Consider the following 25,691-nt stretch of genomic DNA (forward strand, 5'->3'; position numbering starts at 1 on the left):
CCTTCGGGCGGCTATTCAGGCATTGGACGCTTCTTCAATCGGGCTCTCGCGGCCGAGCCAATACGGGTCGATTTCCGGTAAGGGAATGGCATCGAGCAGCATGCGGGTATAGGCGGAGGCGGGAGCTGTGAAGACGCGCTCGCAGTCGCCTTCCTCCTCGACGCGGCCGTGGCGCATGACATAGACGCGGTCGCAAACGGCGCGGATGACCGAGAGGTCGTGGCTGATGAAGGCCATGGACAGGCCGAGGTCGCGGGAAAGCTCCTTCAGCAGATTGAGAACCTGCGCCTGCGTCGACACGTCGAGACCGGAGACGATCTCGTCGGCAAGCACGAAATCCGGCTTCAGCAGGGCCGCCCGTGCGATGCCGATACGCTGGCGCTGGCCGCCGGAAAGCTCATGCGGATTGCGGTCGAGGCATGCCTGCGGCAGCATCACTCGCTCGAGGATCTCAGCGACGTGGCGTTCGGCCTCTTTTCGGTCTGAAGCCAGCCGATGCAGCAGCAATGGCTCGACGAGGATGCGGCGGATCGTGTGGCGCGGATTGAGCGAGGCCATCGGATCTTGGAAGATCATCTGCATACGGCGGCGCAGCGGTCGCATGTCGGCATCCGGCAGACGCGTGACGTCCGTGCCGTCGAAACGGATGCTGCCTGCGGTCACATCAACCAATCGGAGCAAGGCCCGGCCGAGCGTCGTCTTGCCCGAGCCGCTTTCGCCGACAATGCCGATGGTTTCGCCTCGACGGATATCGATATCGACGCCGTGTAGCACTTTGATGCCATGGCCCGGTGGTCCGAAAAGATGCGGTTTGGCGCCATAGGTGACCTCGATGCCCTTGGCTGACAGGAGACGATCGGAAACGCTCATCGGCCGCCCTCCGGAATGCCGATTTCGCGGCGCAATTGCTCGAAGACGGCTTGCGGCACCGGCGTCAGTCCGGCATCCGGCCGGTCGTAGCGCGGGCCGGCGGCAACAAGCGATTTCATGTAGATGTGGTGGGGATGCGCAAGCACGTCGCTCGTGCGCCCCTCTTCGATGACCTTGCCGGCGTAGAGCAGGGTCACGCTGTCACAGATCTGTGCGACGACGCCGAGATCGTGCGTGACGAAGACGACGGCGGTGCCATGCGCCTCCTGCAGGCCGCGGATCAGCCGCAGGATCTGCTTCTGCACGGTGACATCGAGCGCGGTGGTTGGCTCGTCAGCGACGACCAGCTTCGGTTCCAGGGCGAAGGCGGCGGCGATCAGGATGCGCTGGCGCATGCCGCCGGACAATTCATGCGGATAGGCACGCAGCACGCGCTCAGGGTCGCGGATATGCACTTCCTCCAGCAGTTTCAGCGCGCGCTGGCGGGCACCGCCCGACGACATGCCTCGCTTCAAGCGCAGGCCGTCGGTCAATTGTGCCTCTATCCGCCGGCCGGGATTGAGCGCGGTCTGCGGGTCCTGCGGGATCAGCGAGATCTCGCTGCCCATGATGCCGCGTAGCTGCCTGGCGGAGAGAGTGAGGAGATCACGGCTTTCGAACAGGATCGATCCGTTGGTGATACGGACGCTGCGCGGCAGGATGCCAAGCAGGGCTTTGGCGATGGTGGATTTTCCGGCGCCGCTTTCGCCGACAAGGCCGCGCACTTCTCCGCGTGCAAGCGTCAGGGAAACGTCGCGCAGGATCGGCGCGCCGCCATCGCGGTCGGACACGGCGCTGAGGCCGGCAATGGAGAGAAGCGGAGATATCATCGGCGCATCACCGGATCGAGGGCGCGGCGCAGGCCGTCGCCGAGTTGATTGAAGGCAAGCACCGTTGCGAAGAGCGCGATCAGCGGCACGACCAGCACCCACCAGCCCTGATAGATCATCTGCCGCCCCTCGGCGATCATGCCGCCCCAGGTCGGCGTGTCGGAGGCCACCGATAGGCCGACGAAGGACAGGATGGCCTCGACGATGACGGCAATGCCCATTTCGAGGCTGACAAGGGCGATCAGCACCGGCGTCACGTTTGGCAGGATTTCGCTGAAGAGGATTCTGGCCCGCGAAAAACCGATCGTGTGGGCGGCGGTCACATAATCCATCCGCGCCTGCGCCTGCGTTTCCGAGCGCACGACGCGACAGAAGCGCGTCCAGTCGATGATGACGATGGCGGCAATGACCGAATGCACGCCGGAGCCGAAGACGGCGACGAGCAGGATCGACAGCAATACCGGCGGGAAGGCCATCCAGATATCGACGAGGCGTGAGATCACCTTGTCGATCCAGCCGCCATACCAGCCGGCGAGAAGGCCGAGCAATGTACCGATCAAGGCCGCAAGCCCGGCCGCGACGAATGCGACCGTGAGCGCGATGCGTGTGCCGAAGATGGCGCGCGCGAGTACGTCGCGGCCAAGATCGTCCGTGCCCAGCAGAAAGCCGGGGTCGGAACCGTCAATCCATGCCGGCGGCAGGGTGCTGGACATCAGATCCTGCTCGAGCGGGTCTTTCGGCGCGATATAGGGCGCGAAGATCGCGAGGATGATGAGGAGGAGAATAAAGCCGCCGCCGAAGACCACCTTTGGCTCGGCGAGCAATGCGCGTAGGCGTTTCGCCATTCTGGAGGGCGATCGCGGCACGGCGGGCAAGGTGACGTCAGCCATGGACGAGCCTCGGATTGAAGGCCGCGACCAGGAGATCCACCGCCAGATTGACGAGAATGAAGAGGGCGCCGAAGACCAGCACCAGCCCCTGGATCAGCGGCAGGTCGCGATTGATGACCGCATCGATCGCCATGTTGCCGATGCCGGGATAGGCGAAGATGCGCTCGACGATGACGGTGCCGCCGATCAGAAAGGTGAATTGCACGCCGGTCAGCGCGATCGTCGGGCCGACGGCATTGCGCAGCGCCTCCTGCAGTACCAGCCGCAGCTCGGACATGCCCTTCAATTTGGCGAGCAGAATATAGTCCTGCACCATGGCCTCGGAGAGCGCGGCTTTGAGTACGCGGGCGATGATGGCCGCCAGCGGCAAGCCGAGCGCCAGGACCGGCATGACCATGTGCGCGCAGATATCGGCGAAGATACCGAGGCGAAGCGTTATCAGGCTTTCGAGGAGATAGAAGGGGGTCGCGAATTGCGCGTCGATGCTCGGGTCGATGCGACCGGAGAGCGGGAAAAGCGGAAAGAGCACGCCGAGGACGAGAACCAGCGCCAGCCCCCAGACGAAATCCGGCACGGCAAGGAAAAGACCGTTCAGGCTGTCGATGATTGGCTCGAACAGGGTGCGGCGGGCCAGAGTGCCGATGATCGCGACCGCGCCACCGAGAAGGACCGCAAGTATGAGGGCTGCGAAGGCGAGTTCCAGCGTTGCCGGCAGACGCTCTCCTAGCAGGGACAGCACGTCGCGCTTCAGGGAGATCGATGTCCCGAAATCGCCCGTCAGAATCGCTTTCAGCCAGAGCCAGAATTGCGTGGTCAGGCTGGCATCGAGGCCGTAATGGGCGCGGAGTACGGCGATGTCGGCAGGGCTTGCGCCGGGCGAGATCATCATCGCGATCGGATCGCCCGGCACGACGCGCAACAGGACGAAGACGATCACCGCCACGCCGAAGAGCGTGATCGCGGCCATGACGAGGCGGTTGAGAATGGAGACTGCTATCATGCGTTATGAGTTCCGATCGCATGTGCTGACTATAACATGGAGAGTACAGGCCCCTCATCCGGCCTATCGGCCACCTTCTCCCCGTTTTGACGGGGAGAAGGGGATGGACGCACCCGCAGCCTTCCCTCCGAGAGTCTTTGCAGACGAGGGTACAGAGGTCGTCCCCTCTCCCCGTCAAAACGGCGAGAGGGCCAGGGTGAGGGGCAGCCACATACTCAAAGCCCGACGCATCAAGCCTTCGACACCAGCGTCGGCTGCAGGGCGCCGGAGACGTTCGGCGTCACCTTCAGGCTCGATTTGTAGACGATCGGCTGGGCATATTGCAGCAGCGGGATCACATAGCCCTGTTCGGCAATGTATTTGATCGCCGCCTTCCAGCCGGCAACGCGCTTCGCCTCGTCCTTTTCCACCCAGAGCGGCCCGAGCATGTCGTCGACATCCTTGGTCTTCCAGGCCGAATGCGGCGAAGGACCGAACATGGCAAAGCCGGTCGAGGTCGTCGGATCGCCGATGGCGTTGCCCCAGTTGTAGAAGGCGGCCGGCCCCAGCTGATGGGCGGCACGCAGCTCGTAGTGCTTGGCGATTTCGTAGACTTCGATTTCAGCCTCAATGCCGACCTTGCGCCACATGCCGACGATCGCCTGGATCATCTCGTAATCCTTCGGCTTGAAGCCGCGGGTCGTCTTGATGGTGAATTTCACCGGCTTTTCCGGCGAATAGCCACTGGCCGCCAGGAGCTTCTTGGCCTGTTCCGGATCGTAAGGGGTTTTGACGGAGGCGTCGTAGGCCTCGTATTCTGGCGCTTCCAGCGTCGACAGAGGCTTGCCGTAGCCACGCAGCAGTCGCTTGATGATCGCTTCCTTGTCGATCGCCATATTGGCGGCGAGGCGGACATTCTTGTCGAGCATCGGGTCGACATTGCTGATGAAGATCATGCCGATATCGGAGATCGGGGTGGTGACGCCTGATAGCCCTGACTTCTTCTTCAGGCGGTCGAAATCCTCATAGGGGATTTCCAGTGTCACGTCGGAAGAGCCGGATTCGATTTCGGCGACGCGGCTCGTCGTATCCGGCACGAATTTGAAGATGACGGTATCGAAGGCCGGCTTGCCACCGAAATAGTTCGGGTTCGCCTTCAGGCGCAGATAGGAATTGCCTTCATAGGCATCGACCATATAGGGGCCGGTGCCGATCGGCTTCTTTTCGAAGCCTTGTGCGCCTACCTTGGTATAATAGTCCTTCGGCAGGACATAGCCGGTCAGGAAGGCCATCCATTTGAAGAAGGTCGGTTCGAAGCGGACGACGTCGCCGGTGATGCGGTTGCCTTCCACCTTATAATTGTTGGCCGTCGACCAGATGAACTGGATCGGGTTGCCGGTGTCCTGCTTGGCGGCGCGCTCGAGCGACCAGACGACGTCGTCCGGCGTGAACTTGGAGCCGTCGTGCCAGGTCACGCCCTCGCGGACGTCCATCCAGACTTTGGTCTTGTCGTCGTTCCAGCCCCAAGCGGTCAAAAGGCCCGGCTGAAACTTGAGGTCCGGTCCCTGCCCGATGAACTGATCGAAGACAGAGCGATAGATCGCCTGGATCGTCGGGTTGACCGCGGACGGGCCGGTCGTCGGATCGAAGGATGGCAGGTTGACGTTGAAAGCGATGGTCAGCGTGCCGGCTTCGGCTGCCTCCACAGGCGTTCTGCCGGCTAGAATCCCAGTCATGAATGCGGCTGTGCCGAGGCTCAGGGCCTCGCGCCGAGTAAGCGTTGTCATGGTCACTCCGTTCCCCTGTTAGGCGGCAGAAAAGCGTGACGCCCAACTGCAGCTGGCGATTTATTGTCGGAATGTTTTAATCTTAAAATACATATTTTGGAGCGGCAAGCGCTTTCTCTGGTGCTTCCGCAAAATCCCGCCCATGCCCTTCGGCGGCTTCGTAAGGCCATGTAAAATCTTATGCGTATGCATATATCTGAATGGCAGGTCTATGCTCCGGGCGATGGCTTCGAGCGGCCCCGCGATATGGTTGCACCGACGACATAGCAAATCGCGACGTATAAACGCGATAATTGATCGTTGACAGTTCAAGGAAGTTCAAAATATGATTTTGCAAATGATTTAAAACAAGCCCACAAGGGCGAAGGGGTAACGTCATGGCCGAGCGGTCGTTTGCGCGCGAGGTCGAGGATCTGAAGCTCGGGGAAGGTGACATCTTCCGCGGCGAGGGTATTCTCGCGATCACCAAGGCACTTCTGCAGTCCGGTGTCTCCTATGTCGGCGGCTACCAAGGCTCGCCGATCTCCCATCTTATGGACGTGCTGGCCGACGCCAAGGACGTGATGCAGGATCTGGGCGTGCATTTCGAGACGTCGGCCTCGGAAGCGGCTGCCGCTGCCATGCTCTCCGCCTCTGTCATGTATCCGGTGCGCGGTGCCGTCACCTGGAAATCGACGGCAGGTACGAACGTCGCCTCTGACGCGCTTTCCAACCTGTCTTCGGGTGGCGTCACCGGCGGCGCGCTGATCATCATTGGTGAAGATTATGGTGAAGGTTCCTCGATCATGCAGGAACGCAGCCATGCCTATGCGATGAAATCGCAGATGTGGCTGCTCAACCCGCGCCCGAACTTGCCGTCGATCGTGCAGGCGGTGGAGGAAGGGTTCGAACTCTCTGAAGTATCGAACACCCCTGTCATGCTGCAGGTCGGGATCCGCAGCTGTCATGTGCACGGCCAGTTTGTCGCCAAGGACAATAAGCGGCCGGCCTATACGCTGAAGCAGGCGCTCGAAAATCCGGTTCGCGATGTCAATCGCATCGTGCTGCCGCCGGCCTCCTTCATGCACGAGAAAGAGAAGCTGGAGAAGCGCTGGCCCGCTGCCGTCGATTTCATCAGGAAGCGTCAGCTCAACGAGTATTTCGGCCCCTCGGAAGGCGATGTTGGCATCATCCTGCTCGGCGGCATGTATAATGGTGTGCTGCGCGCGCTGCAGCAGCTCGGACTTGCCGACGTCTACGGCAATTCCGCCGTGCCGCTTTATGTCCTCAACGTCGCTTATCCGCTGGTCGACGACCAGATCGCCGAATTCTGCGCCAACAAGAAGGCGGTGCTGATGGTGGAGGAGGGCGCGCCAGAATATATCGAGCAGTCCCTCAACACCATCCTGCGCCGCCGCGATATCCAGACCAAGGTGGCGGGCAAAGGCGTGCTGCCGATGGGTGGCGAATATACCGCGCCGGTGCTGATGAAGGGCATCAAGAACTTCCTTGAGGTCCACCAGCGCGTGCTGCTCGGCAACCAGCCACCGCTGCCGGATCCGACGCCGATCCTCAACGATCCGAAGATCAAGGCGCTCGCAGAAGTCGTGCCGCCGCGCCCGCCGGGCTTCTGCATCGGCTGTCCCGAGCGGCCGATCTTCGCTGCCATGAAGATGGTGGAGGGCGAGCTTGGCCAGCATCACATATCAGGCGATATCGGCTGCCACCTCTTCTCGATCCTGCCACCCTTCAACATCGGCAGCACGACCATGGGCTACGGGCTCGGCCCGGCGGCCGCCTCGGCCTTCAATGTCGCGGCCGACAAGCGCGTGATCTCGGTCATGGGCGATGGCGGCTTCTGGCACAACGGCCTTGCCACCTCGGTCGGCAATGCCGTCTTCAACAAGCAGGATGGCGTCATCCTCGTCGTCGACAACTATTATTCGGCGGCGACCGGCGGGCAGGACATACCGTCCTCGCGCGCCCTCAATCCGCGCCGCAAGACCAATAATTCCATCGTCAATGCGGTCAAGGGCATCGGCGCCACCTGGGTACGCCAGATCGACCGGACCTATGATGTCGCGAAGATGCGCGACACACTGCGCGAGGCGCTGACCTCGAAGGAACCGGGGCCGAAGATCATCGTCGCCTCCTCGGAATGCATGCTCAATAAGCAGCGCCGCGTGAAGCCGCAATTCGCCAAGGCGGTGAAAGACGGCAAGCGCATGGTCAAGGAGCGCTTCGGTGTGGACGAAGATGTTTGCACCGGCGATCACGCCTGCATCCGCCTTTCCGGTTGTCCTTCGCTCTCGGTCAAGCATACCGACGATCCGCTGAAGGACGATCCTGTGGCAGCGATCGACAATAATTGCGTCGGCTGCGGCAATTGCGGCGAGGTCGCAGAAGCGGCGGTGCTCTGTCCCTCCTTTTATCGTGCCGACATCATTCACAACCCGACGGGCTGGGATCGCTTCGTCGCCCGCATGCGTTCCGGCATCATCGGCTGGCTGCAAGCGCGTCGCCGCGCCGGCCGCATCGTCTTTTCGGATTGAGAGGGCGATATGAACGAGCATGTGAGCATGAATGATCTCGGTGCCAACAGGCTTTCGACGGACAAGCCGCTGTCGCTTGCCATTCTCGCCATGGGCGGGCAGGGCGGCGGCGTGCTGGCCGACTGGATCGTCGGCCTTGCCGAGGCTGAGGGCTGGATGGCGCAGACGACCTCCGTGCCGGGCGTTGCCCAGCGCACGGGCGCGACGATCTATTATATCGAAATGCTGCCGGCCCGCGACGGCCACGAGCCGATCTTTTCGCTGATGCCAACGCCTGGCGATGTCGATGTCGTCATGGCGGCGGAGCTGATGGAGGCGGGCCGCTCGGTGCTGCGTGGTCTGGTCACGCCGGACAAGACGCTGCTGATCGCCTCGACGCATCGCTCCTTTGCCGTTGCGGAAAAGGAAAAGCCTGGCGATGGCATCGGCAATGCCGAGGTGGTGGTCGATGCCACGGACTTCGCCGCCAAGCGCACCATCGCTTTTGATATGGAAACGATGGCCGTCAGGAACGGCAGCGTGATTTCGGCCTCCATGTTTGGAGCTCTCGCCGGCTCCGGTGCGCTGCCGTTCGGCAAGCAGGCCTTCGAGGCGATGATCCGTGCCGGCGGCAAGGGCATCGAGCCCAGCCTTAGGGCATTCAATGCCGCCTTCGATAGGGTCAAGGAAAAGCCGCGCGATGCTGTTTCCGCGTTGCCGCCGAAGCATTTCGACGCCCTGCCGGAAACGGCCGGCCACCCGGCTCTCGACAGGCTGGTCAATCGCATCCGTGCGGAATTTCCGGATGTGGCCCATCCGCTACTGTTTGCCGGCGTCAAGAGGCTGACCGATTATCAGGACCCGGCCTATGCCGATGAATATCTGAGCCGCGTCGCGGCACTTCATGTGCTGGATCGCAAGGCCGGCGGCGCGGATAAGGACTTCGCCTTCACCGTGCAGGCTGCCAAGTATGTCGCCGTTGCCATGGCTTACGACGATGTCATCCGCGTCGCCGATCTTAAGGTTCGCGGCTCGCGCTTTGAGCGCGTTCGCAAGGAGGTCGGCGCCAAGGATGACCAGGTCGTCTACATGACCGAATACATGCATCCGCGCATGGATGAAGTCTGCGGTACGATGCCAAAGGCCATGGGGCTGTGGATTGAGAATAGATCCCGTCTGTTTTCGCGGCTTGACCGCCTCGTCAACAAGGGCCGACGCGTTCAGACCGGCACGCTCTTCTGGTTCTTCGGCCTCTACATGGTCTCGGCGCTACGGCGTATCCGTCGCGGCACTTTGCGGCATGCTCGTGAGGTGGAGCATCGCGAGACCTGGCTTGCGGCGGCATCCGATCTGCTGGCCGCGAATTATGATCTTGCGGTCGAGGTGCTCGGCAACCGCCGCCTTGTCAAAGGCTATTCCGATACGCATGCGCGGGGGCTTTCCAAGTTCGATCGCGTCATGTCCGCTCTGCCGCTGCTGCGCGATCGCGACGATGGCGCCGCCTGGATGCGGCGGCTGCGGCAGGCGGCCCTTCTGGACGAGAAGGGCGCGGCGCTCGACGGTGCGCTGAAGACTGTGGAGACGTTGTGAGGTTGCGGGCGAGCGCGGAGCCTTATCTCGCCCCTGGCGGGCGGGATAAGCCTTGCCTCAGATCTCATGCTTCCTGATGTTGTGCAGCACCTTGTGCAGGGTCGAGATGAAGGTGCGATATTCTGCTTCCTCCACGCCGTCGAACATTTGCAGGAACAGGTCGTACATGGTCGGCCACACCTTTTCGAAGGCGGCGCGGCCTTCCTCGGTGATTGAGACGTCGCGGATGCGCATGTCTTCGGCGCGCGGTTGGCGGCGGATGTAGCCCTGTTGTTCGAGAGAATCCAGGGTACGGCTCATTGTCGACTGCTCTGTGACGGCAAAGACGGAGAGCTCGTTGATCGTGACGCTGGAGGATATGCTAAGAACGGCAAGCGCGCGCATCTTCGCGGTCGTCATGTCGTATTCGCGCAGTTCTTCCGAAAGGTTGGCGTTCCAGCGCGCCATCAGCCGGTTCATCAGATAGGGTGCGAAATGATTGAGGCCGATTTCGCCCATGGTCGGGCGCTTTGTGTTTTCATCCCGCTTGCGCCTCAAAACGGTGCCTGAAAACCGTTCTTCCATCGACGATGCTCCTCCGGAAACGTGTTACTTCAGCGATGATGCGAGCAGGAAGCCGGAGCCTCCACCCAGACCCGCACCGGGATGCGCCGAAGCGCCGATGTGGTAGAGGCCTGATATGTGGGTGCGGTGGTTAACAGATGACTTGAAGGGGCGCCAGATGAAAAGCTGGTCGAGGCCGCAATAGCCGCCATAAGGATCGCCGCCCACGAGGTTCATGTTCATCGCTTCCAGATCACCCGGAGAGTAGGCGCGGCGTGCGAGTTTTATGCCGGAGAAGTTCTCGATATGGCTTGATAGCAGCGCCTCTATGCGGTCGGCGTAGCGCTCGCGCACCTCTTCCGTCCAGCGGCCGTCCTCCGGCGTCGCGATCTCGCCCGCGGCATCGCCCTTGATGCGGCGCGGCGCTTCGGGAAGCTGCAGCCAGAGGATCGATTTGCCTTCCGGCGCGCGGCTGGGATCGAGCGCGACCGGCTGTCCGACGCAGACGGTGGGCTCCGCAGGCAATAGCCCGCGCTCGCATTCGTTGGCGGCGCGCGAGACGCCGTCGAGGCCGGAGGTCAGATGCAGCAGCGCCACCTTGCCGAGCTCGGCATCGGCTTTCCAGCGCGGCGGCTCGGAAAGGGCGTAATGGATCTGCATGTCGCCCTTGCCGTAGCGATAGCTGGCAACGCTGGATTTTATCTCGGCCGGCAACGGATCCGGCCAATCTCCCATCAGCCGCTCGTAGAGCTGGTTGGGGGTCACGGAGCAGATCACCCCGGCTTGTGCCCTTAATATTTCGCCATTCACGAGACGCACGCCGCCGGCGCGGCGATTTGGGCCTGGAATGATAGCTTCGACATCGGCACTCACGCGGATTTCGCCGCCATTGTCGGCAATCAGCCGTTCGAAGGCGGCCAGCAGTTTCTCGGCGCCGCCCTTGATGATCGGCGCCCCGCCCAGCTCCAGTGCAAAGCCGATGACCTTCAGCATCTCGGCGGAATAAGCGCTTTCCGGACCGAGGCCGCAATGCAGCACCCAGGGTGCCCAGAGTGCATGAATATCTTCCGATCGATAGGTGGTTTCGAGGTAGCCGCGCGCCGGCGTCAAGGCTTCGCCGAACCACGCTGCGAGCTTGCGCAGGCCGCGGTTCCAGCCTTGCCCGGCAACGGCTTTCAGAGTCGATCCCGACCACAGCGCGCCGCCGAGCAGGGAAAACAGGAATGGCGCATCGGCGGCAAGGGCCTCCATCTCGCGGGAGAAGGTCTGCCCGTCGCCGAGCGACAGCTCGTCGAAGGTGGCGATATTTCGCTGCCTGTTCTTGGAAAAGATCACATGCGAACCGTTGGGCCTCAGCACGCCTGTGGGAAACTCGGCATGGGCAAACTCGAGTCCTCGTGCCTCGAGATCCTTGCCGATGGCGCCATAGGCCGGCGAGGTGAGGAACAACACCATGGTCGTTGCCATGACGTCATGGATGAAGCCGGGCTCGGTGATCTCCTCGGTGCGCAGGCAACCGCCGATGCGGCCGTTGCGCTCGAGGACGAGCACCTTGTGGCCCTTTTTGCCGAGCATCGCGGCTGCGACGAGCGCATTGATGCCGCTGCCGACGATGATGTAATCATGATCGCCCATTGCCGCTGCCCCTCATTGGCAAGATGAACGGAAGGGCCGAAGCCCGCCCGGGCTCCGGCTCTTCCAGCCTATCATGCAATCAATGCCAGTGCACGAACCGGCGAGCCGGTGCCCTTGACGAATTTCAGCGGAGCGGCGATCAGCACGGCGCCCTTGGCCGGAAGCTGGTCGAGATTGGAGAGGCTGGCGAGCCCATAGCGGTTGGCCTTGTGCATGAGATTGTGCGCCGGGAAGGGCGGGTTCATGCCGCCGGCCGATCCGGCATCGGTGCCGATCGTTTCCGAACCCCAGCCGATGATTCCCTTGCTCAGCAGATATTCGATCGCCTCGGCCGTCGGGCCGGGAGAGTGGGGGCCGTTTTCATCGGCATTTAGGAAGGTCTCGGTCGAACCGTTGCGCTTGTACCAGTCGGTGCGCAGCAGCACCCAGCTGCCGGCGTCTATCGTGCCGTTCTCAGCTTCCCATTCCTTGATGCTGTCGACCGTCAGCAGATAGTCGGGATCGGCGGCTGCTTCCTTGGAGCGGTCGATGACATTGACCGGAGCCACGAAATTCTGCGGCGGGATGGTGTCGGTCGTGTTGTTGGGATTGTCCTTGCCGGTGACCCAGTGACAGGGTGCATCGAAATGCGTGCCGGTATGTTCACCGAGTTCCAGCCAGTTCCAGGCCCAGAAGGGGCCGTCCTGGTTGTATTCGGAGATCGCATGAACCTTGACCTTGGGGGTGTTCTTGCCGAACTGTGGCGGCAGGTAGAGCACCGGGGTATCCGGTCCGAGCGGCGCGGTGAGATCGACGACCTTGACGGAGCCCGAAAGCAGGGCCGAAGCGAGGCTGGCGAGTGTGGTAGCGGTCATTTCTTCTGGTTCCCCTTGTTGCCGCATGATCCCATGCGAAGAGCCGTTTTGCGGATTTTTTTCGGGATCAGGCTTGAAGTCAGTATCGCCCAGCGCGGGGTGCCGTTCCTCCTGGCACCGGGTCCGCGCGGCGGCGGAATGAAGGGAGCCTATGTCACAATATATGATATTGCAAGCATTGCGGCCTGCTTCCGGAGGTCAAAATTGGGCTTCAACTCGGGGCCGTGCCGAACCGATAAGATACTGAAATAGAACGCTAATCTTGGGGATCATTTATCGAGTACCCACCTATGATTGCGCTTAGGTCCTGTGGCTCGCGCCGACAGATACTTGAAGCTTAAAGCTCAGAATGTATGCATGTGATAATAATAATCACAATTCAAAGAGGGGCAAGCGATGAGCTATGATGTGATCATAGTAGGGGCAGGCCATAATGGCTTGGCAGCGGCGGTTCATTTGGCTTCCAGGGGCTGGAAAGTAGCCGTCATCGAGTGCAATGCGGAGCCCGGCGGTGCGGTCAAGACGCGTGAGGTGACGCTGCCCGGTTTCCGGCACGATCTCTGTGCCATGAACCTCTCCATGTTCGCCGGCTCGGCCTTCTTTACGCAATATAAGAACGAGCTTTCAGCCGAAGGGTTGGGCTTCGTGCCTGCGGCGGATTGCTTTGCCAGCGTTTTCCGCGATGGCACCTATCTCGGCGTCAGTACCGATCTTGAGAAGACCGCGGGCGCCATCGCCGATATCTCGCCGCAGGATGCCGCCGCCTGGCGCAACATGCTTTCTGAGTTCGGGACGGATGCCCCGCATATTTTCGGTCTGCTCGGCTCGCCCATGCCGTCCATGGCCGCAGCCAAGGTCGTCTGGAAGGCCTGGCGCGAAAAGGGGATGGGCTGGATCTACGACACCGCGCGCATGTTGTTTGCCTCGCCCCGCGACTTTCTCGATGCCCGTTTCCACAATACCAAGCTCAAGACGATGATGGCCGCCTGGGGGCTGCATCTCGACTTTGCGCCCGATGTTGCCGGCGGTGCGCTGTTTCCCTATCTCGAATCCATGGCCAATCAGGCATTCGGCATGGTGATCGGCAAGGGCGGTGCCGATGCGATCATCAAGGCGATGGCGGCCGTGCTGAAAAGCAAGGGTGGCGAGCTTATGCTGGGAACGCGCGTCGACAAGATCGTTACGTCGGGCGGCAGGGCGACAGGCGTCGTTCTCGCCGATGAGCGCCGCTATGACGCAAAGCGGGCCGTCATCGCCAATGTCCACCCGCAGATCCTGTTCGGCAAGCTTCTGGAACAGGACCCGTCACGCCGGGAGTTCGACGGCAAGGTGTCCCGCTTCCGGGCCGGGCCCGGCACGATGATGATCCATCTGGCGCTGTCGGGCCTTCCCGATTGGACGGCGGGCAAGGCGCTCCAGAATTTCGCCTATGTGCATATCGCGCCGGATCTCGAAATGATGTCGCGTGTCTATGCCGAGGCCATGGGCGGGCTTCTGCCGGCCGAGCCCACCTTGGTGATCGGGCAGCCGACGGCGATCGATCCCTCGCGCGCACCGGCCGGACAGCATGTGCTCTGGATACAGGTGCGCGTCCTGCCGGCGGAATTCCACGGCGATGCAGCGGGAGAGATCACCGGCACAAGCTGGGACGAGATCAAGGATGCCTATGCCGAGCGTGTTCTCGATATCATCGAACGCTATGCCCCGGGCTTGCGTGGCAGAATATTGGGCCGCTCGGTCTTTTCGCCCATCGATCTCGAACGCGAGAACCCGAATCTTGTGGGAGGCGACAACCTTTCCGGCAGCCATCATCTCGACCAGAATTTCCTCTTTCGCCCCGTTGCCGGCTATTCACGCTACAGGACGCCGGTGGCATCGCTGTTCATGTGCGGGGCTTCGACATGGCCGGGTGCGGGAACGGGGGCGGGCTCCGGTTTCATGTTGGGGAAAATGCTGGCCAAGTGAGCACCATTTGGCTTGACGCGCAAACCTTTGACATTTCAAATGTCGCTCCCTAGATCGTTCACATCGTGAATGCAGAGCATTGAATTGAGCTGGCGTGATGGCAGAACCGGAAAGTGCAACCGTTGACCTGGAGATCATCGTTCAGGGCGCGCAGGAAGGCAAAAAGCTGGAGCTTCGGCTTTGGCTGCGCATGCTGTCGACCACGAAGCTAATCTCGCAGGAAATCCGCCGCCGGCTGCGCAATGAGTTCGGCGCGACCTTGCCGCAATTCGATCTGATGGCGCAGCTCTATCGCGAACGCGAGGGTCTCCGGCTTGGGGAACTGTCGAAGCGAACCATGGTTACCAACGGCAATGTCACCGGGCTTGTCGAACGGCTGGAATCGGATGGTCTCGTGCTGCGCGTGACGCCCGACGGCGACCGGCGCGTGACGGTCGCGAAGCTGACGGCGAAAGGCGAGACCTTGTTCAGCGCCATGGCCGCAGCACATGAAGGCTGGCTGCGCGACATGATGGCAGATGTGGATCCCGCTATTGTCAGCGAGTTGTGGCGGGATATCGGCGCGGTGAAATCATCGGTGAGCAACCATCTTTCCGGCGCCGACTTCGATTGATGGCAGCGCTTATCTGGCCCGCTCGTTCTTGAATTTCTTCTCGAGCACGCTCACGAGGCGCACCATCGGCCAGAGCAGGATGACATAGATCACGGCGGCCATGATCAATGGCGAGGGGTTGGCATAGAGACCTTGGGCATTCTGCCCTTCTTTCAGAAGTTCCGGCAAGGCCACGGTCGAGGCGAGCGACGTATCCTTGAACATCGACACACAGTTGCTTGTCGTCGGCGGAATGACGATGCGGACCGCCTGCGGCAGCACGACCTTGTAAAGCGTGATCAGGAAGGGAATGCCGAGGGCGGCGGCGGCTTCGAACTGGCCGCGCGGCACGCTTTCGATGCCCGAACGGAAGACCTCGGCCGAATAGGCCGCCAGCACGATGGAAAATCCGAGGATAGCCGACCACCAGGCGGAAAAGCTGATGCCGATGAAAGGCAGCGCGTAATAGATCAGGATCAGCACCACGAGCATCGGCATGGCGCGCATGATGTCGATATAGGCGATCATCAGGAGTTGCAGCGGCTTGGGAGCATAAAGGCGGATCAGGCTGATGACGAGGCCGCCGGTCACGCCGATCAGAATGCTGACCACGCCGAGCGCGATGGTCATCCAAAGTCCGCGCAGCAGCTGGGGGAATGCCGAGATCATGACGTCGGAATTGAAGAAGGTATCGACGAAAGACATTGGCACTCCCGCGCGCAGAACGAAGATATGATTTCTTACATCTACGCCGGTCGTTGCGACCGGCGCAGCTCATTTCAATAATGATCTTTTGATCACGCCTTGGGGATTGGCAATTCGGTGACGGTGGAGGAGCCTGCCGGTGCCTTGCCGCCGAACCACTTCTCGTGGATTTTTTCGAGCGTGCCGTCCTTCTTCATCGCGGTGATGGCATCGTTGATCTTGCCGAGCAGCGGTGAATCCTTGGTCATCATCAGGCCGTATTGTTCGCCGGTCTTGATGCGATCCTTGATGGCGAAGCCCTTGGTCTTGACGAAGAGATACTGCATGCCCGGAATATCGCTGACGACGGCATCGATGCGGCCAGCGCCGAGATCGAGGAACATGTCCTGCTGCGAATTGTAGCCTTTGACGTCGGCAAAGCCCTGAGCGGCCTTGTTGTCATTGGCCCATTTTTCGCCCGTCGAACCCGACAGCACGCCGACGGGCACGCCCTTGAGGTCGGCAAGCGTCTTGATCGAGCTGCCGTCCTTGGTGGCGACGCCCATGTCGGAATCGTAGAAGGGCTGAGTGAAGGACTGCGACTTCAGGCGCTCCGGCGTAATGGTGATGGATGAGATCGCCACGTCGATGCGCTTGGAGCTGGTGGCCGCAAACAGGGCCTGGAAGCCATAGTCAGCGATGTTCGTGGTCATTCCGGCGCGCTTGGCCGCTTCGTTGACCACATCGACCTCGAAGCCTTCGAAGCCGCCATTGGCGGTCTTGTATTCGAAGGGTGGGTTGTTCGGGTAAGAACCGACATTCAAGACATCGGCGGCATAGGCGAAATGGCTTCCGCCGGCCAGGCCGACGGCGGTCGCAAGGACCAGCAGACTGCGACGAGTAATGAGCATTTTCTTGGTCTCCCTCTGGTTATGGCTGCGGGCTTTTCCTCTCACCCGCGGTCTTCCCGTCCGCCCGACCGGCGGCCGTCTCATGTCATCGCGTTGACCATGCGGTCGAGCGCGATGCGCATCTGTTCGGTTTCGCGGAATGTGCACATGCGCAAAAACGCGCGGGACGACTCGCCGAAATGATATCCCGGCGCCAGGCCGACGCGAGCCGTTTCAAGGATACGCTCGCAGAGTGCCGTCGCATCGGGTTCGCCCTGCAGCGCGAAGAAGGCATACATGCCGCCGCGCGGTTTTTCCGGCAGGATGATACCCGGTATCTTCGGCAGCTTCTCATAGGCCAGATCGAGGCCGGCCTTGATGCGTCCGCGGATTTCTGAAACCAGCGGCTCGCCTTCGCGAAGGGCGGCAGCAGCACCCGCTTGAGCCATGGCCGAGGTGCCGCTGTTGATATATTGCGTCATGGCGCCGAGCTGATCAGCAATGGCAGACGGATGCGTCAGCCAACCGACGCGCCAGCCGGTCATCGCCCATGCCTTGGAGAAGCTGTTGATCGCAATCACGCGATCACCATCCTCGGCCACCTGCAGGATCGAAGGGGCGATTTCGCCATCGAAATAGAGGCGGGCATAGACCTCGTCGGAGATGATCCAGATGTCGGTACGGCGGCTGAAATCCAGCAGCGCCTGCATTTCTTCGCGCGAGGCCGTCCAGCCAGTGGGGTTGGCAGGCGTCGACAGGAAAATGGCCCGCGTGCGGGCATCGCAGCGGGCGAAAAGCTTATCGAGATCGAGGCGCCAGTCGGTATCGAAATCGAGCGATACGGCGCGTGGCTCGCCGCCGATCAGATGGATGGCGTTATGAATGTTCGGCCATTGCGGCGCGACGTAGACGACATTGGTGCCGACATCGACGAGCAGTTCGAGCGCCATGTAGAGCGCCTGCATGCCGCCAGGCGCGACCGTCGTGCGCTCGATGGGGATGGGGCGCTGATGCCAATGAGTCTGATAGTCCGACAATGCTTCATTGAGGGTCGCCAGCCCGCGCATATTCGGAACATAGAAAGTCGCACCATCGTCGAGCGTCTTCTTCGCAGCATCGCGGATGAACTCCGGCGTCACGATATCGCCTTCGCCGAACCAGAGTGGAATGACGCCGCCGAGCTCGCGAGCGCGCTTGGCAAGGACTGCGATATTGTCGGTGCGCATGTCGCGGATCTGAGCGCGAATGCCTTCGAGGGCATCGCGGCCTGTCATCGCATTCGGCAGGTTATGCTGCGGTAGAGACAAGGAATTTCCCCTGGGAATCCGGTGTTGGAGGAGTGAAGCCACTGCTCAAGCTCTCGCTTGGGTCACCCCTCGATTTCGAATGGTTATCCAAAAACAACTGCATTTCAAGGACAAATTTTAAGCTTAAAAAATCTATCCTCCTGTTCGATTTCATGTTGTTTTTCCATGCGGTAACTATCTGATAAAACTTAGCTTTATCCCTTATTTCCGTCGTGCTTGCCTGCTCTTGCAGCATCGACGCCGGCAGCCAGGCTCGCACCCAGAAACATCGCGTCGCTTGCCAGCATGAAGAAGCTTATGCCGGCTTCTGACCATGCGCCGACATCATCAGGCGAAGGGCGGAAGATGCCGACCGCTCGGCCGGCGGATAGGGCCGCCTTGGTGATGGCTCTGATCGCCGCGTCGAGCTTTTCCTTGCCCGCCGGTCCCATGGCGTCGATCGATACCGAAAGGTCGCCCGGGCCGATGAAGAGAAGATCGACGCCATCGACGGCAGCGATCTCGGCGACATTGGCAAGCCCCTCGGCCGTTTCGACCTGGATGGCAAGCACAAGTTCCGCATTGGCCTTGGCGAGGTAATCCGGGATGCGGTAGCCATAGGCCGCTGCACGACCTGGGCCGACGCCGCGTGCGCCAAGCGGGGGATAGCGGGTGGCCTTCACGGCGTTGCGCGCCTGCTCCGCCGTTGAAACGCGGGGCACGAGAACGCCTGCCGCACCTGCATCCAGCACAGCCGCGATATCCTCTGCCGCATGGCCGGGGACGCGGACCATGGCAGGAACACGATGGACATCGGCGGCGCGGATCAGATCCTCGATGCGCTCGCGGCCGATCTGCGAATGCTCCCAGTCGATGCAGAGGAAATCGACGCCGGAGGCTGCCGTAACTTCGATGGCGACGGGATGCGGAATCGCCGCAAACGTACCGATGAGCAGCTTCTGCTCGATACAGTTCCGGCGGAAATCGCTCATCGTCATCCTCTCATTTCAGCGGCCTCTCAACGAGGGATAGACCGAAAGATACAACTGCGAAACGGCAATCTGCCCTGAATTTGGTGCAGCTTCCGTGCCGATCGGGCACCGGCACGGAGGCATTGCGGTGGCGGAGTTGTTCGGGCGCCGCCACCGCTCTGAAGCACGGCTTATTTGCGCCGCGCCATGATCTCGGCCAGGACCGCGTCGAACCGGGCGATCTCTTCGACCTTGTTATAATGCACCAGCGACACGCGGATGGCACCCGTTTCCATGGACAGGCCAAGGCGCTTCATCAGGCGCGGTGCGAACATGTGGCCGTCGCGCAGGCCGATGCGCTGCTTGCCCATCTCATCGGCAAATTCCTGCGGCGTGATGCCTGGCATGTTGAAGCAAATCGTGGGAACGCGCTGCTGCAGGCGGTTCTCGTCGGAGATGCCGTAGATGGTGGCGCCATGGCGCTTCAGGACGGCGATCATCTCGCGTGACAGCATCAGCTCGTATTGGCGAATCGCACCCATGGCGGCGGCGAGTGCCTCGCGGCGGCTATGGTCGCCGGTCGGCAGGAAGCGACGGCCGAGGCCTTCAAGATATTTGACCGCGGCATTCATGCCGGCGACGTTTTCATAGGTGAAGGTGCCGACTTCGATCTTGTAGGGCGGCACGTCCGGAATGAAGTCTTCCTTGAAAGTCGGCAGTTTAACCAGCGCGTCGTAGCGGCCCCAGAGGAAGCCCATGTGCGGCGAGAAATTCTTGTAGCCGGAGCAGACGAGGTAGTCGCAACCCCAGGCCTGCACGTCGATCAGGCCATGCGGGCCGTAATGGACGCAATCGAGGAAGGTTTCGGCACCAGCCGCCTGCGCCAGTTTGCAGACGCTAGCGACATCGACGATCGTGCCGATGGAATGGGCCGTGACAGTGCAAGCGACGAGGCGGGTCTTGTCGTTCAGAAGCGGCTTCAGGTCTTCCACATGCAGCGTGCCGTCCTCGCGCATGCGCCACCAGACGATCTTGGCGCCATCGGCTTCGAGCGCCATCCAGGTGGCGATGTTGGCATCGTGATCCATGTCGGTGACGACGATCTCGTTGCGTTCGCCGAGCAGTTTGGCGATGCCGAGGCTGACAAGGCGGATGAAGGAGGTGGCATTCTGGCCGAAGGAGATTTCCTCCGGGCGATAGGCGTTGACCAGCATGGCGACGCTTTCGCGCGCTTCCTCCAGATTGCGGTCGACGCCTTGGCTGTGCTGGTATTTCGCCATGCGCTGGACATTGAAATTGATGAGGTGATTGGCAACCGCATCGACGACCGCCTGCGGCACCTGCGCGCCACCCGCATTGTCGAGAAAGACGAAATCGCCGGCTTTCTGGATGGCCGGAAACATGGCGCGGATCTCGTCGACCGGGAAACTGTTATGGCCGGCGAATTGCGATGAGGAAGGGGCGGAGCTCATGGGGATCTCGCTCTGAATAATGGAATTGATACCTCGATTTTGATCATTTGATCACAAAATACTTTAAGGTTCAACCAAATTCCTCGATCTCTTTTTAGGTTAGCGGCGGGCCGTGCCGGAGCCCTTGCGGGGCGCATCCTGTATGGCCGGGCAATAATCCTGGAGGATTTCGTGGGTGCGTCTGATATCGGCGACGACACCGTCGCGGGCTGCGGCGAAGTCCCCCGCCTTCAAAGCGTTGACGATGGCAACATGCTCGCCGGCGGGGTCGAGTTCGCCGCTGCGCATCAGGGGCTCCACCGAGGCGGAGAGCATGCGCATATAGGGGCCGAAACGCAGCCACAAAGTTTCGATGAGCTGCAGCAGCACTTCGGAGCCGGAGGCGCGGTAGATGGTGAAATGGAACTGCTGGTTCTTGGCCATCAGATCGTAGACATTGGCGCCGAGGCCGATCACATGCTGTTCGCCGGCGATGCGCTCGAGCGCTTCAATGTCTGTCGGGGTGAGGTTCGGCATGCCGAGCTCCGCGGCTAGGCCCTCTACGGCGATGCGGGCGCGGCAGAGATCGTCCAGCCGGGCAAGCGTGACGATGGGAATGCGGGCCGAGCCGTTGGCGGCGACCTCAAGCGCATTTTCAGCCGCCAGTCGGCGCAGGGCCTCGCGCACCGGCATGTTGCTGGTTCCGAAGGTTTCAGCAAGCGAAGCGATGGTCAGCGTCTGGCCCGGATCGAAATTGCCGGCCATGAGTGCGTTTCGGAGCTGCTGATAGACGCTCTCCTGGATCGTCGTTCTGGAGGACACCGGTTCCAGGGCTATGCGCACGCTTGTTTCCTCTCCGCTTCTCGGGACTCGTTCATGGTAGAACGAAGGGCGGGCGAAAGGAAAGGATTTCCCGGAGCAGTGCTTAGGCTTCCTCGGCCTTCCAGGCCGCTTCATCCGCTGCAGGTGCTGTTTCTTCCTTCTTCGCCGGGGGCTTTCGTAAGCCAAGACCTACACCGATGAGGGCGAGGGCGCCGCCGATGGCGTGATAGGAATGCAGCTGTTCGCCAAGAAGCGCCCAGGCCAGGGCCGCGACGATAATGGGCAGGAGATTGATCAGCAGCGAGGTGCGGCTCGCGCCGAGCCTCTGGATACCGATCATCCAGCAGAGCGGCGCAACAAGGGAGGTCGGGATCGCGGCATAGAGGATCAGCGGCAGGTTTACTGATGTGATCGGCGAGATATCGCCCATCAGGAAGATCGGGATCAGCAGCAAGGTCGAAAAGCCGATCTGCCAGAAAAGCTGCTGCCACATGGGAATCGGCATCGCCCAGCGTCTCAGCATGACGCCGTAAAGCGCATTCGAGAGGACCGCGATGAGCATCAGGCCGTCGCCGATATGGAAGCCGCCATTGACCAGCCGCATCGGGTCGCCTTGAGACGTTAGATAGATGAGGCCGATCAGGGAAATTCCGCCGCCGGCAATGCTCGCGATGCTCAGTTTCTCTCCGGCAAGCAGACTGGCAAAGAACGTCGACATCAGAGGCATCAGCGCAACCATCACACCCATGTTGACGGCCGAAGTGGTCTTAGCCGCCTCATAAGCAAGGCTCTGATAGATCACCATGCCGAGGGCGCCGAGGGTGGCGAGCTTCAGCCAATGCTGCCGCAGCAAAGCGCGATTGCGCCATGCCGCGCGGCCGACGAAGGGCAAGAGCACGACGAAGGCGATCAGCCAGCGATAGAAGGAGATCGAGCCCGGCGAGATCACGCCGGCGGATGCCTTGGTGACGACGGTGTTGCCGGACCAGATCAGCACCGTCAGCAGCGGCGCAAGTCCGGCCGCGCCGACGATGGTAGCGGAAGCGTTCGGTTGGGTGCTCATATGAATGGTCTCCCGTCATCCTCGGGCCTGGGGCGAAACAAAGGAGGGCAAACATGGTTCACGATCCCGAGGTGTTTCTATCGTTTGTCCGAATTCTGGTATATGGCGAGAATAAGACAGCAATAGTGAAATGAGGACATGTCCGTCAGGTCTCCACGCATCGAGGGTGATCCGCCAAATCCGGTTTCCTTCCGAACCGAGAATTATAGGGCAGGCACGGTTTTTCCCAAAAAGAGCCAACCCTGGGGCGAGCTCAACTATGCGCTTATCGGTGTCTGCGAGTTCGACATTCAGGGTGTGGGCTATCTGTCACCGCCGCATTATGCCATCTGGCTGCCGCCGGATACGATGCATGGTGCTTATAATCAGCATGACCTGCGCTATGTCACCGTCTATGTCGAACGCGCGCTTTGCGTTGATCTGCCGGACAAGCCGTCGACGCTCAGCATCAGTCCGCTGCTGAAGGCGATCCTGGCGGATTTCGCGGCTCGCGATATCACCATACCCGAAACAGCCGAGGATCTGCGGCTTGCTCAGGTGCTGGTCGACCAGATTCGCGTGGCGCCACGCTGCGAAAGCTATCTGCCGCTTTCCGACGATCCGCTGCTTGGTCCGGTGCTGAGCGCCTTGCAGGCCGATCCCGGCGACCGGCACTCTCTTTCGGAATGGGCGCGCAGGATGGGGACGACCGAGCGCACATTATCGCGCCGATGTCAGTACGATCTCGGCCTTTCCTTCAACGAATGGCGGCAGCGGCTGAAGTTCGTCGCCGCGCTTTCGCTGATCGAGGCCGGCGAGCCCGTGCACCGGATTGCAGCACAATTGGGCTACAGCAATGCTTCCGCCTTCATCGCCATGTTCCGCAGGCTGACGGGCACGAGCCCAACGCAGATGCGATAGGTCTTAGAGCATTTCCAGGAAAAGTGCGCAGCGGTTTTCCGTCCGGAATGCGCTGGGAAATAAGAAGAAAAGCGGAAAGGCTCTACGGCTCGATCAAGACGATCTCCAGCTTGCGCAGCTCTTCCGGATCGGCCATCGCGCTGATGGTCGTGACCATGCCGTCTTCGCCGACGGTGAAATGAAGGGCAATGCGCAATTGCCCGCCGATCACCACGATGGCGCCGACTGCGCCGTTGATGACGGCGAGCCGGGCAGCCTGCGCGCGGCCGTGGAAAGTCTTGGCGACATCGGCCCGCCCGCGGATTTCGCTGACCGATCCCATGCGTGCCGCAACGGCATCCGGACGGAATACCGCTTCGGGATCAAGGACGGCAAGGAGTGCCTGCATGTCCCCGTGACGCGAGGCGGTGAAGAAGGCGTCGACCACATGGCGCTGGCGGGTAAGATCGGCCTCCGTCGCCGATGGCGTGTCCTGCACGCGGCGACGGGCGCGGCTTGCAAGCTGGCGCGTCGCGACGGTGGTGCGTCCCAGAATCGGGGCGATCTCGTCGAAAGAGACGTCGAACATATCATGCAGGACAAAGGCAAGCCGTTCGGCAGGATTCAGCTTTTCCAGCACGACAAGGAGGGCAAGGCCGACGGAATCGGCCAGCAAGGCGTCCTGTTCCGGGTCGGTGCCGTTGCCAGCCTCATGCAGCACCATGGGCTCGGGAATGTGGATGGTCAGCGGCTCCTCGCGGCGCGATTTGCGCGACCGCAGCAGATCGAGGCAGATGCGTGCCGTGACCGTCGTCAGCCAGCCGCTGAGATTTTCAACGTCCGACGTGTCGCTCCGAACAAGGCGCAGCCATGTCTCCTGCACAGCATCTTCGGCCTCTGTCCGCGAGCCGAGCATGCGGTAGGCGACCGCGCGAAGATGCGGCCGGTTCGCCTCGAATTTTTCAGCCTGCCACTTTTTTTCATCCATCGGTCACATTCCCTCATCGCGTTTCGTCAGACCCATGACGAGCGAAATCCGGCCGGTGTGACAGCGGATCGGCAGGAAAATGCATCGTCAGGACTTGAGCCGCAACCATGCTCTCACAATCAGAGGAAGAGGAAATAGATATGCAAGCTCGTATGAAGAACCCAGCCCTCGTTCTGCCCGAAACGCTTCAGGCGCTTCTGGCCGTCAGCAATTCGATCAAGGATCAGGGTCTTTCGGAAAATATCATGGACCTCGTGCATCTGCGCGTCAGCCAGATCAACGGCTGCAGCGTCTGCACGGATATGGGCTTTCGCAAGCTCCAGAAGGCCGGCGAGACAATGGAGCGGATCGTCGGCGTCTCCGCCTGGCGCGAAATGCCTTATTTCTCGGATGCCGAGCGTGCTGCTCTTGCTCTCGGGGAAGCGGCCACCCGGCTTGCCGACCGGCCCGATGCCGTCAGCGACGAGATCTGGAATGAAGTAGCAAAACATTTCGACGAAAAGGCACTATCGGCCCTGATCGTCGCGATCGCGATCGACAATGTCTGGAACCGGCTGAACTCGACGGTCCGCCAGCAGGCAGGCGCATCCTGGAACTGATCGTCCGCAATGAGCGCCACCTTCTTCTCATAGTATGGGGAAGAAGGTGGCCTGCATTCTTAAGCCTCGCCTACTCGCGAGGTCACCAGCAATTTCGCCATCCAGTCCACGAAGACACGCACCTTGTTGCTGAGGTGCCGGTTGGGTGGATAGACGATATGCAAGGGCAGTGATGGCCGGGTCCAGCCGGAAAGAATGGGAACGAGCTCGCCGCTTGCAAGCGCGTCCCGGGCCATGAAGCTCGGAACTTGCGCGATGCCGAGCCCCATCAGCGCTGCCTGGAGATAGCTGCGGCTGTCATTCACCGAAAGGATATAGCGCGGGCTGATTTCCAATGCCTCGTTGCCATGTTCGAACAGGAACGGAATCGTACGGCCGGTTTGCGCGCGAAAATAGCTGACCGCATAATGGCTGGTTTCCAGATCCTCCGGCCGTTCCGGGAAGCCATGTTTCTCGATGTAAAGCGGTGCCGCACAGGTGACGAGGTGTATTTCACCGACGCGGCGGGCAATCAGGGACTGGTCGCTCGGCATGCCGGCGCGCAGCGCGCAATCGACATTCTCGGCCAGATAATCCACCAGGCGGTCTCCGACGCCGAGGTCGATATGGATATCGGGATAGCGTTGATGGAAGTCGCACAGCGCCGGCATGACGATCTTCTCAGCGAAAGCGCCGGCCATTTCGACGCGCAGGCGCCCGCTCGGCAGGCTCTGCGAATTGCTGATGCTGCCGTCCAGCTCCTCTATTTCCGAAAGGATCTGAACCGCGCGTTCGTAATAGAGCGCACCGTCCGTCGTCACCATGACGCGCCGGGTCGTGCGGTTGAGGAGCTTGGCATGCAGATGTGCTTCAAGCGACTGGATGAGCGTCGTAACCGTCGCCTTCGGCATGGAAAGGGCGGCTGCGGCGCGGGTGAAATTACCCGTTTCCACCACACGCGCGAATGCCCGCATTGCTGATAACTGATCCATTTC

At 61.2% G+C, this 25,691-nt stretch carries 23 protein-coding genes; 6 read left to right on the top strand and 17 right to left on the bottom strand.

Annotation, left to right across the window (positions count from 1 at the left end; all coding sequences use genetic code 11):
- Positions 1-15: 15 nt before the first annotated feature.
- The 5 genes from FP026_RS10065 to FP026_RS10085 form a co-directional block, all read right to left on the bottom strand.
- Positions 16-870 (bottom strand): ATP-binding cassette domain-containing protein, encoded by an 855-nt coding sequence (locus tag FP026_RS10065; protein ID WP_149634478.1) that lies wholly within the window; start codon positions 868-870, stop codon positions 16-18.
- Complete coding sequence (locus FP026_RS10070; protein ID WP_149634479.1) at positions 867-1,739, bottom strand: ABC transporter ATP-binding protein; 873 nt, start codon at positions 1,737-1,739, stop codon at positions 867-869. The genes FP026_RS10065 and FP026_RS10070 overlap by 4 nt, the downstream gene beginning before the upstream one ends.
- Entirely contained in the window at positions 1,736-2,629 is an 894-nt protein-coding gene (locus FP026_RS10075) for an ABC transporter permease (protein WP_149634480.1), read from the bottom strand. The genes FP026_RS10070 and FP026_RS10075 overlap by 4 nt, the downstream gene beginning before the upstream one ends.
- On the bottom strand, positions 2,622-3,629 hold the full coding sequence (locus FP026_RS10080; protein WP_149634481.1) for an ABC transporter permease: 1,008 nt from the start codon (positions 3,627-3,629) through the stop codon (positions 2,622-2,624). Before FP026_RS10080 ends, FP026_RS10075 begins: the two co-directional genes overlap by 8 nt.
- A gap of 230 nt (positions 3,630-3,859) precedes the next feature.
- Positions 3,860-5,395, bottom strand: a complete 1,536-nt coding sequence (locus FP026_RS10085) for an ABC transporter substrate-binding protein (protein WP_149634482.1) — start codon at positions 5,393-5,395, stop codon at positions 3,860-3,862.
- Positions 5,396-5,772: 377 nt separating this feature from the next.
- Here FP026_RS10085 and FP026_RS10090 point away from each other — a divergent pair, with 377 nt between their 5' ends.
- Together FP026_RS10090 and FP026_RS10095 are read left to right on the top strand one after the other, a co-directional pair.
- A complete protein-coding gene (locus tag FP026_RS10090; protein ID WP_149634483.1) occupies positions 5,773-7,926 on the top strand; it encodes an indolepyruvate ferredoxin oxidoreductase subunit alpha in 2,154 nt (717 codons plus the stop codon).
- A 9-nt stretch (positions 7,927-7,935) separates the two neighbouring features.
- On the top strand, positions 7,936-9,495 hold the full coding sequence (locus FP026_RS10095) for an indolepyruvate oxidoreductase subunit beta family protein (RefSeq protein WP_149634484.1): 1,560 nt from the start codon (positions 7,936-7,938) through the stop codon (positions 9,493-9,495).
- A 57-nt stretch (positions 9,496-9,552) separates the two neighbouring features.
- On the opposite strand, the gene FP026_RS10100 is transcribed toward FP026_RS10095, so the two are convergent.
- The 3 genes from FP026_RS10100 to FP026_RS10110 form a co-directional block, all read right to left on the bottom strand.
- Positions 9,553-10,059, bottom strand: coding sequence for a MarR family winged helix-turn-helix transcriptional regulator (locus tag FP026_RS10100; protein ID WP_149634485.1), 507 nt, complete (start codon positions 10,057-10,059; stop codon positions 9,553-9,555).
- A gap of 24 nt (positions 10,060-10,083) precedes the next feature.
- Positions 10,084-11,673, bottom strand: coding sequence for a phytoene desaturase family protein (locus FP026_RS10105; protein WP_149634486.1), 1,590 nt, complete (start codon positions 11,671-11,673; stop codon positions 10,084-10,086).
- 71 nt (positions 11,674-11,744) lie between these two features.
- Positions 11,745-12,527, bottom strand: coding sequence for a cyclase family protein (locus tag FP026_RS10110; protein WP_149634487.1), 783 nt, complete (start codon positions 12,525-12,527; stop codon positions 11,745-11,747).
- 396 nt (positions 12,528-12,923) lie between these two features.
- Here FP026_RS10110 and FP026_RS10115 point away from each other — a divergent pair, with 396 nt between their 5' ends.
- Positions 12,924-14,492: a phytoene desaturase family protein gene (locus FP026_RS10115; protein ID WP_149634488.1), complete on the top strand. Its 1,569-nt coding sequence runs from the start codon at positions 12,924-12,926 to the stop codon at positions 14,490-14,492.
- A gap of 97 nt (positions 14,493-14,589) precedes the next feature.
- A complete protein-coding gene (locus FP026_RS10120; protein ID WP_149634489.1) occupies positions 14,590-15,105 on the top strand; it encodes a MarR family winged helix-turn-helix transcriptional regulator in 516 nt (171 codons plus the stop codon).
- A gap of 9 nt (positions 15,106-15,114) precedes the next feature.
- Here the strand turns inward: FP026_RS10120 and FP026_RS10125 are convergent, their stop codons facing one another.
- From FP026_RS10125 to FP026_RS10155, 7 genes are all read right to left on the bottom strand, one after another.
- A complete protein-coding gene (locus FP026_RS10125; RefSeq protein WP_149634490.1) occupies positions 15,115-15,789 on the bottom strand; it encodes an amino acid ABC transporter permease in 675 nt (224 codons plus the stop codon).
- Positions 15,790-15,881: 92 nt separating this feature from the next.
- Positions 15,882-16,679 (bottom strand): ABC transporter substrate-binding protein, encoded by a 798-nt coding sequence (locus FP026_RS10130; RefSeq protein WP_149634491.1) that lies wholly within the window; start codon positions 16,677-16,679, stop codon positions 15,882-15,884.
- An 80-nt stretch (positions 16,680-16,759) separates the two neighbouring features.
- The gene (locus FP026_RS10135; protein WP_246665303.1) at positions 16,760-17,965 is read right to left on the bottom strand and encodes a pyridoxal phosphate-dependent aminotransferase; all 1,206 of its coding nucleotides are present in this window, start codon (positions 17,963-17,965) and stop codon (positions 16,760-16,762) included.
- A gap of 194 nt (positions 17,966-18,159) precedes the next feature.
- On the bottom strand, positions 18,160-18,936 hold the full coding sequence (locus tag FP026_RS10140) for an HpcH/HpaI aldolase family protein (RefSeq protein WP_149634492.1): 777 nt from the start codon (positions 18,934-18,936) through the stop codon (positions 18,160-18,162).
- 170 nt (positions 18,937-19,106) lie between these two features.
- Entirely contained in the window at positions 19,107-20,387 is a 1,281-nt protein-coding gene (locus FP026_RS10145) for a cysteine desulfurase-like protein (protein WP_149634493.1), read from the bottom strand.
- A 99-nt stretch (positions 20,388-20,486) separates the two neighbouring features.
- Positions 20,487-21,209, bottom strand: coding sequence for a GntR family transcriptional regulator (locus FP026_RS10150; protein ID WP_149634494.1), 723 nt, complete (start codon positions 21,207-21,209; stop codon positions 20,487-20,489).
- Between the two features lie 82 nt (positions 21,210-21,291).
- Positions 21,292-22,251 (bottom strand): DMT family transporter, encoded by a 960-nt coding sequence (locus tag FP026_RS10155; RefSeq protein ID WP_149634495.1) that lies wholly within the window; start codon positions 22,249-22,251, stop codon positions 21,292-21,294.
- Positions 22,252-22,389: 138 nt separating this feature from the next.
- Here FP026_RS10155 and FP026_RS10160 point away from each other — a divergent pair, with 138 nt between their 5' ends.
- Positions 22,390-23,151, top strand: a complete 762-nt coding sequence (locus FP026_RS10160) for an AraC family transcriptional regulator (protein ID WP_149634496.1) — start codon at positions 22,390-22,392, stop codon at positions 23,149-23,151.
- 82 nt (positions 23,152-23,233) lie between these two features.
- Here FP026_RS10160 and FP026_RS10165 read toward each other — a convergent pair whose 3' ends face one another.
- Complete coding sequence (locus tag FP026_RS10165; protein WP_149634497.1) at positions 23,234-24,118, bottom strand: sigma-70 family RNA polymerase sigma factor; 885 nt, start codon at positions 24,116-24,118, stop codon at positions 23,234-23,236.
- A gap of 140 nt (positions 24,119-24,258) precedes the next feature.
- On the opposite strand from FP026_RS10165, the gene FP026_RS10170 reads away from it, so the two are divergent.
- Positions 24,259-24,717 carry a carboxymuconolactone decarboxylase family protein gene (locus FP026_RS10170; protein ID WP_149634498.1) on the top strand — a complete coding sequence of 153 codons (459 nt, stop codon included), beginning with the start codon at positions 24,259-24,261 and terminating at the stop codon, positions 24,715-24,717.
- 59 nt (positions 24,718-24,776) lie between these two features.
- On the opposite strand, the gene FP026_RS10175 is transcribed toward FP026_RS10170, so the two are convergent.
- The gene (locus tag FP026_RS10175) at positions 24,777-25,688 is read right to left on the bottom strand and encodes a LysR family transcriptional regulator (RefSeq protein WP_120664828.1); all 912 of its coding nucleotides are present in this window, start codon (positions 25,686-25,688) and stop codon (positions 24,777-24,779) included.
- Positions 25,689-25,691: the final 3 nt, after the last annotated feature.

It is taken from the genome of Martinezella tropici, assembly GCF_008370325.1.
Lineage (GTDB): Bacteria > Pseudomonadota > Alphaproteobacteria > Rhizobiales > Rhizobiaceae > Rhizobium > Rhizobium tropici_B.

What these genes read in the sequence shown, in the direction of transcription:
- FP026_RS10160 (WP_149634496.1), top strand. Translation starts at nt 22,390, where the DNA reads ATGTCCGTCAGGTCTCCACGCATCGAGGGTGATCCGCCAAATCCGGTT.
- FP026_RS10080 (WP_149634481.1), bottom strand. Translation starts at nt 3,629, where the DNA reads ATGATAGCAGTCTCCATTCTCAACCGCCTCGTCATGGCCGCGATCACG.
- FP026_RS10090 (WP_149634483.1), top strand. Translation starts at nt 5,773, where the DNA reads ATGGCCGAGCGGTCGTTTGCGCGCGAGGTCGAGGATCTGAAGCTCGGG.
- FP026_RS10110 (WP_149634487.1), bottom strand. Translation starts at nt 12,527, where the DNA reads ATGACCGCTACCACACTCGCCAGCCTCGCTTCGGCCCTGCTTTCGGGC.
- FP026_RS10125 (WP_149634490.1), bottom strand. Translation starts at nt 15,789, where the DNA reads ATGTCTTTCGTCGATACCTTCTTCAATTCCGACGTCATGATCTCGGCA.
- FP026_RS10175 (WP_120664828.1), bottom strand. Translation starts at nt 25,688, where the DNA reads ATGGATCAGTTATCAGCAATGCGGGCATTCGCGCGTGTGGTGGAAACG.
- FP026_RS10140 (WP_149634492.1), bottom strand. Translation starts at nt 18,936, where the DNA reads ATGAGCGATTTCCGCCGGAACTGTATCGAGCAGAAGCTGCTCATCGGT.
- FP026_RS10120 (WP_149634489.1), top strand. Translation starts at nt 14,590, where the DNA reads ATGGCAGAACCGGAAAGTGCAACCGTTGACCTGGAGATCATCGTTCAG.
- FP026_RS10105 (WP_149634486.1), bottom strand. Translation starts at nt 11,673, where the DNA reads ATGGGCGATCATGATTACATCATCGTCGGCAGCGGCATCAATGCGCTC.
- FP026_RS10095 (WP_149634484.1), top strand. Translation starts at nt 7,936, where the DNA reads ATGAACGAGCATGTGAGCATGAATGATCTCGGTGCCAACAGGCTTTCG.
- FP026_RS10170 (WP_149634498.1), top strand. Translation starts at nt 24,259, where the DNA reads ATGCAAGCTCGTATGAAGAACCCAGCCCTCGTTCTGCCCGAAACGCTT.
- FP026_RS10070 (WP_149634479.1), bottom strand. Translation starts at nt 1,739, where the DNA reads ATGATATCTCCGCTTCTCTCCATTGCCGGCCTCAGCGCCGTGTCCGAC.
- FP026_RS10075 (WP_149634480.1), bottom strand. Translation starts at nt 2,629, where the DNA reads ATGGCTGACGTCACCTTGCCCGCCGTGCCGCGATCGCCCTCCAGAATG.
- FP026_RS10130 (WP_149634491.1), bottom strand. Translation starts at nt 16,679, where the DNA reads ATGCTCATTACTCGTCGCAGTCTGCTGGTCCTTGCGACCGCCGTCGGC.
- FP026_RS10145 (WP_149634493.1), bottom strand. Translation starts at nt 20,387, where the DNA reads ATGAGCTCCGCCCCTTCCTCATCGCAATTCGCCGGCCATAACAGTTTC.
- FP026_RS10100 (WP_149634485.1), bottom strand. Translation starts at nt 10,059, where the DNA reads ATGGAAGAACGGTTTTCAGGCACCGTTTTGAGGCGCAAGCGGGATGAA.
- FP026_RS10065 (WP_149634478.1), bottom strand. Translation starts at nt 870, where the DNA reads ATGAGCGTTTCCGATCGTCTCCTGTCAGCCAAGGGCATCGAGGTCACC.
- FP026_RS10165 (WP_149634497.1), bottom strand. Translation starts at nt 24,118, where the DNA reads ATGGATGAAAAAAAGTGGCAGGCTGAAAAATTCGAGGCGAACCGGCCG.
- FP026_RS10115 (WP_149634488.1), top strand. Translation starts at nt 12,924, where the DNA reads ATGAGCTATGATGTGATCATAGTAGGGGCAGGCCATAATGGCTTGGCA.
- FP026_RS10085 (WP_149634482.1), bottom strand. Translation starts at nt 5,395, where the DNA reads ATGACAACGCTTACTCGGCGCGAGGCCCTGAGCCTCGGCACAGCCGCA.
- FP026_RS10155 (WP_149634495.1), bottom strand. Translation starts at nt 22,251, where the DNA reads ATGAGCACCCAACCGAACGCTTCCGCTACCATCGTCGGCGCGGCCGGA.